The sequence below is a fragment of the Vibrio ulleungensis genome, from assembly GCF_016900875.1.
GTDB classification, from domain to species: domain Bacteria; phylum Pseudomonadota; class Gammaproteobacteria; order Enterobacterales; family Vibrionaceae; genus Vibrio; species Vibrio ulleungensis.
Map to the genome: position 1 here is coordinate 42,244 of NZ_JAFEUM010000013.1, position 7,048 is coordinate 49,291.

The following is a 7,048-nucleotide window of genomic DNA, read 5'->3' on the forward strand; positions in this document are numbered from 1 at the left end:
CAAGTCAACCGCTATGCAAGGCAGAGCGTCAGTTGTTACCAATCCCGTTTAGACTGGGAGGAAAATCAACGTTTTGCATTTTTTGTATGACAAATGAGGCTGCCCATTGCAGCGGCTGGATAATACCACTGGCGTTAAACGTGGTTAAATGATCGTTTGGATATATTGTAAAGATTTGTTGCGCCTGGCCGATATAAGTCTGTCCCACCTAATGTTAACGTTTACATGAATTAGCTATTGTTAATTTTCACCGCCCGCATACAATACGTCGAACGGTATAATCCCTAGGAAGCAGAAATGTCGATTACCAGAAGTCTCAACATAAGACAGAAAATTCAATTGCTGGCCGCGGTTGCCATATTGGGGTTTGGTCTTTTCCTTTATCAAGAAATTCAAGTTCAAAAGAGCACAGAAGCCTCTATTACTCAGATTCAACATGAGTATTTTCCTGCTCTCTCTGCTGCCATTAACGCAAAGAATGCTCTAAAAAACCTAGACGCAAATTTGCAAGCGGCTGTCACCACTGGGGACGAAGAAGTACTTGAGCTAGCGCAAGATGAGCTCAACACTTTGACGCAAAGTCTCGCCGCGTTCTCTACGGCATCCCCCGGCTCTACCGCCGCTATCCGTGAACTCGAAAAGCAATTAAACACCTATCAACAAGGTGCATTCGCAATGGCAAGTGAACTTATTGATGGCAGCGCAGACTTTGCCACCTTGCCAGCGCGTGCCCAAAAGTCCGCAGCAATTTTAGACTCTCTAAACACGTCGCTAGATACAATTGAAACTCAGAGTAATCAAGCATTTAACCAAACAATCACCTCCACCATTGAAGATGCAAACGATGCGGTAATGTTTGGGATTGGGCTGGGTATCGCAACCATGTCGATTCTTATCGCCACGACTTTTTTCATCCAGCGAAGCATTGTTAAATCACTCAATACCGTCACAACTTCACTACGCTCAATCGTGACTGGAGAAGGCGATTTAACCCTACGTGTTAACTACGATGGTAAAGACGAAATTGCCGATTTGGTGCATTGGTTCAATCAGTTTATCGTCAAAATGCAAAAGAGCATTTCGGATACGTCAGCGACCATCAGTGCTCTGCAAGATGTATCGGAACGCCTAAAGAACACCAGTGAGATAACCACAGAAAATGTGCACGCACAAAGCGCATCCGTTACTGAGGTGAGCGAAGCTATCCAATTGATGAGCGAGAGTGTGGACTCAATTGCTGCTAATGCCTCACAGGCGTCTGGCGTGGCGGAAGAAGCGAATAAAACCGCCATTGACGGCAGTGACGTCGTCGAAGGTGCAATTACCTCAATCAATCAACTGGCTCACGAAGTTAACGAAACCTCGACCATGGTTAATCAACTTGAAACCCACACTGACAAAGCGGGTCTCATCATTAATACCATTCGCGATATTGCCGAGCAAACTAACTTGTTAGCACTCAATGCGGCGATTGAAGCCGCGCGAGCCGGTGAACAAGGTCGTGGATTTGCGGTAGTTGCGGACGAAGTTCGCACCTTAGCCTCGCGAACTCAGGATTCAACACAAGAGATCCAGCAAGTGCTAAGCGCTATTCAAGACGGCGCTTCTCAAGTTGTGGTTGCAATGGACAAAGGCACCAACAGTGCAGATCACAGTGTAAGCCAATCAGGCAAATCTGGTGATTCCTTACACCTCATTACCGATAAGGTGAAGAGCATAATGGATCTTAACCAACAAATCGCTGTTGCCACCGAAGAGCAAAGCCTCTCTTCACAGCGCATTTCTAGCAGCATCCACGAAATTGAAAAGATCTCTCAGTCTGTCTCCTCAAGCTCAGTAGAGCTGGACAAAGTGAGTGATGATATTCAAAACGTAACCCGCCAACTTGGCGACGTTATCCGACAATACAAAGTGTAACCATACTAACAATATAAAAGTAGGAGTTCCCATGAACACAGGGACGAAATTAATTTTGCCAATCGCTTTATTGGCAAGCGGTACCGTATTCTCTCAAGAAACTGATGGTCGTATTCAAGCCCTTGAAAATGAAGTTGCCATTCTAAAGAGTGCCAACCAAAACAGCGCACTGGATCGTCTAAAATTTAACGGTTTTTATAGCGTTGGTGTTACCCGCGCAAGCAATGACGCAGGATATGCCGACGCAAAAGATAGTTACAGCTTTGATGAGCTCACGATGATTGGCCTGCAAGGCGAATTTGCTCTAGGTGACAGCACCAGCGTAGTGGCTCAAATTCTTGCAAAGGGTATCGATAGCTTCGATATGACAATGGAGTGGGCTTACATCAAGCACACGTTTGATAACGACCTTACGGTACGTGGCGGTAAACTGCGTGTACCACTGTTTATGTACTCAGATTATATGGACGTCGGTTTTGCACAGCCATGGGTTCGCCCACCGCAAGAAGTGTATGGTCAGATCCCATTCCAAAGCTATGTAGGTGGTGATGTAGCCTATGATATTGAATTTAGTGAGTCTGTAATTTCGCTGCAGGCGTTTGGTGGTAATTCTCGAGTCGATTCACCAGCGAATGTAAATGCCATTTCTGGTGGCATGATCCCAATCGATGCTGATATTAACTACGAAAGTAATTTCGATTACATGTGGGGCACCAGCATCGCGTGGAATTACGATGACGTTCTCACCTTGCGTGGTGTATACGGAACAGCCGTCGCTTCATCAACCAATCCGATTTACGATGCCATTCTAGTCGATGGTGGTTCACGTGCGGACTTCTACGGTGCAGGATTGCAATACGATGATGGTGATTTACTGGTTATTTCTGAATATACAAAAACTGAAATCGAGGGGGACTACCCAGATATCGATGGTTATTACGCTACAGTAGGTTACCGTTTTGGTGATTGGATGCCTTACGTAAATTACGGTAATGCGAAATCTACCGACGATTCTGATCGTTCAGCAGGTTTCGAAGCTTTAAACGGTCAACGTACTTCATACGCACTAGGACTTCGTTACGAGTTACTATCGAATCTAGCAATAAAAGCTGATTACACCTATGTCACTGACCTTGGCGATACTACAGGTTTCATGTCGAGCAATACTCATGAAAACACAGCAGTTTATTCACTTCGTCTAGACGGCGTATTCTAAGGAGCAATCATGAAAAAAGTACTACTTAGTTTAGCCTTGGGTCTGTTTGCCGCGAATGCGATGGCTGCACCTGTGATCATTGCTAACCCAGCAGCCAGTGAAGCACTTAGCGATGCTGAAGCTAAAAAGCTGTTTTTGGGTAAACTTAAAAAACTGCCAAATGGCACCAAACCCGTCGTTGTTGAATACAACGACGGTACTGACATCCGTTCAGAGTTTCATGGTGTCGTTACCGGTAAGTCAGACTCGCAACTTCAAGCCTACTGGTCAAAACTAGTCTTTACTGGCAAAGCTAACCCACCCAAAACGATGGGCTCAAGCGCAGCGGTATTAGCGGAAGTATCGTCAAACCCTGCAGCGGTTGGATACGTTGACGAATCTGAAGTAACAGGTTCGGTTGTTGTTATCTACACGCCGTAATGTCTACGAACACAGTTTATAAGACATAAAAATAGCGCCTTTTAGGCGCTATTTTGTTATTGAGGCAGTGTCACTAAAGCCAAAGGCTCACGCTTGAGCTACTTAATGGTAATTCTTGCGAACTTACGCTTGCCCACTTGATAAACGGATGTACCCACTTCTGGCACGAGTTTGTTATCGGTCACTTTTTCGCCGTCAATTTTAACCGCGCCAGCTTTGATCATTCGCATTGCATCTGAAGACGATGAACATAATTCAGCTTCACGCAGCAAATTGCTGATTGGGCGGCCATGGTCGTATTCAAACTCAGGCATTTCATCTGGGATTTGGTTTTTAGCAAAGCGATTGATAAACGCTTGCTCGGCAGCATCAGCATCAGCATCGCTGTGGAAACGTGCAATGATCTCTTTCGCCAGTAGTACCTTAACATCGCGTGGGTTACTGCCTGCTTCAACATCCGCTTTAAATTGAGCAATCTCTTCCAGTGGACGGAACGAAAGTAGCTCGTAGTAGCTCCACATTAGGTCATCAGAGATAGACATGATTTTACCAAACATCTCATCAGGTGCTTCACTTACGCCAATGTAGTTATGCGCAGATTTTGACATTTTCTTGGTGCCGTCTAAACCCACTAGCAATGGCATAGTCAAAACAACTTGCTGAGGCTGGCCGTGTGCTTTTTGCAGCTCACGCCCCATTAGCAAGTTAAACTTCTGGTCGGTACCACCAAGCTCTACATCAGTATCCATCGCAACGGAGTCATAGCCTTGCAGTAATGGGTACATGAACTCATGGATAGCGATCGGTTGTTCATTAGAGTAACGCTTTTTGAAGTCATCACGCTCTAGCATACGAGCAACGGTCTGATTTGATGCAAGACGAATCATACCTGCAGCGCCCAACTCGTTTAGCCACTCAGAGTTAAAGCGAATTTTGGTTTTAGCAGGATCTAAAATTTTAAAGACTTGCTCTTTGTACGTTTCTGCATTGCGCAGCACGTCTTCACGAGTTAGTGGTGGGCGTGTGGTATTTTTACCTGAAGGGTCTCCCACCATACCGGTGAAATCGCCGATTAGAAACGTCACATCATGGCCGAGCTCTTGAAAAGCGCGCAATTTATTTAGGATCACTGTGTGGCCTAAATGAATGTCCGGAGCGGTTGGATCCGCACCCAACTTAATACGCAATGGACGGTTCTGTTTTAATTTTTCAATTAACTCTTTTTCAGGGATTAGCTCGTCAACACCGCGCTTAATCTCTGCCAGTGCCGCTTCGAAATTGGCCATTTTGGTCTGCTCCCACAGATTTGGAAATTTAAGTAATACCGCAGTGTACTTGAATAGCACTCGGTTTTGAAACAGGTTAAACTAGTGAATTGTCTTTTTTTCAAGTTTTTGGCCTCATAACGGAATATGCTGTCTATTTTCCAACGTTTACCCCTACTGCATCGCGCTCTGATTGCTTTTTTTACTGCAATTGTGGTGTTTGCACTTTTTTTTCTGCCAGATGCTCATGAACTGCACGAAGACGATGATAGATTAGAGATCGGCCGACACTATCCTTTAACTATAAACACTCAAGCACTTAACCCAACACAGCGGATTGACCCTATCGTTGCTTTGGATTGGCAGTCTATAACAGTAGGCAATGGCGAAAGTGCGGCGATTTTATTTCAGCGCATCGGGCTCTCCGCTCGCCTTTTGCATCAGCTTGTCCACACTAATAACGATATAGAGAAACAGCTGACTCGCTTACGGCCAGGCGACACCCTGAAGTTCGGCTTTGATAACGAGCGCAAACTCATTCAGATGCAAAGGCAACTCAGTGAGTTTGAAACCTTTGTTATCACACGTGATAGTAACGATAACTTCGTCTCAAGCCTCGATAAAAAAGAGATCAACACCCGCCTAAATTATGCTGAAGCCAGTATAACCAGTAGCTTCTGGAATGCAGGCATCGCTGCGGGGCTTACCGCTAACCAGATCATGGAACTGGCCGGAATTTTTGGTTGGGACATCGATTTTGCCCTAGACATCCGAGAAGACGACGCCTTTCAAGTTCTCTATGAAGAACGATACGTCGAAGGTGAAATGGTAGGTCGAGGCAAGATAATGGCCGCGATATTTAGCAATCAGGGCGACACCTTTACCGCCATTCGTGACAGTAAAACAGACAACTTCTACGACGATGAAGGCCGCGCTATGAAAAAAGCCTTCTTGCGCTCACCATTGGATTTCCGACGGGTAACCTCCAGCTTTAACCCTAACCGACGTCACCCGGTGACGGGCAAAGTCACCGCTCACCGAGGAACGGATTACGCGGCTCCTGTGGGTACCCCTATCTGGGCAGCAGGTGACGGTACAGTTTTGCAATCTGGCTACAATCAATTTAACGGTAACTACGTATTCATCAAACACAGTAATACTTACATCACTAAGTACCTGCACTTAAAATCGCGTAAAGTGAAGAAAGGTCAACGAGTGAAGCAAGGTCAAACCATCGGAACTTTAGGTGGCACAGGCCGAGTCACAGGTCCGCATCTACACTATGAGTTCTTGGTTAACGGTGTTCACAAGAATTCGCGCACAGTCAAACTGCCTCAATCTAAATCGCTAACCGGCGATCATAAGACGCAGTTCTTGGCAGAAGCATCACAACGTCTTGGTGAGCTAGAGCGTTACCAACACCTGCTTATTGGTGAATAATCGAATTAAAAATGGGCACAGCCAATCCTCTTGGTTATGCCCGTTTTTTGTACACCTTAGACATACTTGCACTGCTATAGGGCGCACTTATCGAAATCGCCACAATTAATCTCTTTATTATCAACTAGATATCAACGGCACAATGCTTGCTCTGGTTACTCCTTTCAGTACAAGGAGTGTCATCATGAAACGCGAACAAGTTGTTGAAGCAATAGTTGCTACCAAAATCGAACGAGGGTTAAGTTGGGAAGCCATCGCTGCAGAGTTAGAACTAGGCACCGTTTGGGTAACCTCTGCTTGTCTTGGCATGAACAGCATGCCAGAAAAGCCCGCAAAAGCGCTGTGCCAGTTGCTTGATCTTCCCGAGGGTAGTCAGCGGATATTAATGTCTTACCCAACCAAATCTTGGGATCAGGCGGTACCACAAGACCCTTTGATTTACCGCCTGTATGAAGTCGTTGGCGTGTATGGCGACACACTGAAAGAAGTGATTCAAGAACAGTTTGGCGATGGCATCATGAGTGCGATCGATTTTTCGATGGATGTCGATAAACAGGTAGATCCTAAAGGCGATCGTGTGGTGATCACCATGAATGGTAAGTTCCTTCCTTATAAAACCTGGTAAAGGTACACCCTAGTCGAAAAGCACAGATGTAAAAAACCGGCGTTTGAAGTGACCCCTTAAAGTTGGACATTTCTGTTAAGCGGCTTGTAAGGCCTGATTTCGATATTCCATCGGAGTCAGGCCTTTTAGTTTCACCTTGATGCGTTTTGTGTTGTAGTACTCGAT

7 protein-coding genes are annotated in these 7,048 nt (G+C 45.5%); 5 read left to right on the forward strand and 2 right to left on the reverse strand.

The window, feature by feature from the left end; all coding sequences use genetic code 11:
• Positions 1–297: 297 nt before the first annotated feature.
• Genes JQC93_RS19700 through JQC93_RS19710 form a run of 3 tightly spaced genes read left to right on the forward strand, consistent with a single transcriptional unit; the run spans position 298 to position 3,553 of the window.
• Complete coding sequence (locus tag JQC93_RS19700; RefSeq protein WP_205160038.1) at positions 298–1,917, forward strand: methyl-accepting chemotaxis protein; 1,620 nt, start codon at positions 298–300, stop codon at positions 1,915–1,917.
• A gap of 31 nt (positions 1,918–1,948) precedes the next feature.
• Positions 1,949–3,133: a porin family protein gene (locus tag JQC93_RS19705; RefSeq protein WP_205160039.1), complete on the forward strand. Its 1,185-nt coding sequence runs from the start codon at positions 1,949–1,951 to the stop codon at positions 3,131–3,133.
• 9 nt (positions 3,134–3,142) lie between these two features.
• Positions 3,143–3,553, forward strand: a complete 411-nt coding sequence (locus tag JQC93_RS19710; RefSeq protein ID WP_236009687.1) for a type 2 periplasmic-binding domain-containing protein — start codon at positions 3,143–3,145, stop codon at positions 3,551–3,553.
• A 98-nt stretch (positions 3,554–3,651) separates the two neighbouring features.
• Here JQC93_RS19710 and tyrS read toward each other — a convergent pair whose 3' ends face one another.
• The gene (gene tyrS / locus JQC93_RS19715; RefSeq protein ID WP_205160040.1) at positions 3,652–4,839 is read right to left on the reverse strand and encodes a tyrosine--tRNA ligase; all 1,188 of its coding nucleotides are present in this window, start codon (positions 4,837–4,839) and stop codon (positions 3,652–3,654) included.
• A gap of 126 nt (positions 4,840–4,965) precedes the next feature.
• On the opposite strand from tyrS, the gene JQC93_RS19720 reads away from it, so the two are divergent.
• Complete coding sequence (locus tag JQC93_RS19720; protein ID WP_205160041.1) at positions 4,966–6,258, forward strand: peptidoglycan DD-metalloendopeptidase family protein; 1,293 nt, start codon at positions 4,966–4,968, stop codon at positions 6,256–6,258.
• A gap of 184 nt (positions 6,259–6,442) precedes the next feature.
• Positions 6,443–6,883, forward strand: a complete 441-nt coding sequence (gene cynS, locus JQC93_RS19725; RefSeq protein WP_236009688.1) for a cyanase — start codon at positions 6,443–6,445, stop codon at positions 6,881–6,883.
• A 75-nt stretch (positions 6,884–6,958) separates the two neighbouring features.
• On the opposite strand, the gene JQC93_RS19730 is transcribed toward cynS, so the two are convergent.
• The coding region (locus JQC93_RS19730) for an IS3 family transposase (RefSeq protein ID WP_205158803.1) at positions 6,959–7,048 on the reverse strand (90 nt) is incomplete at its 5' end.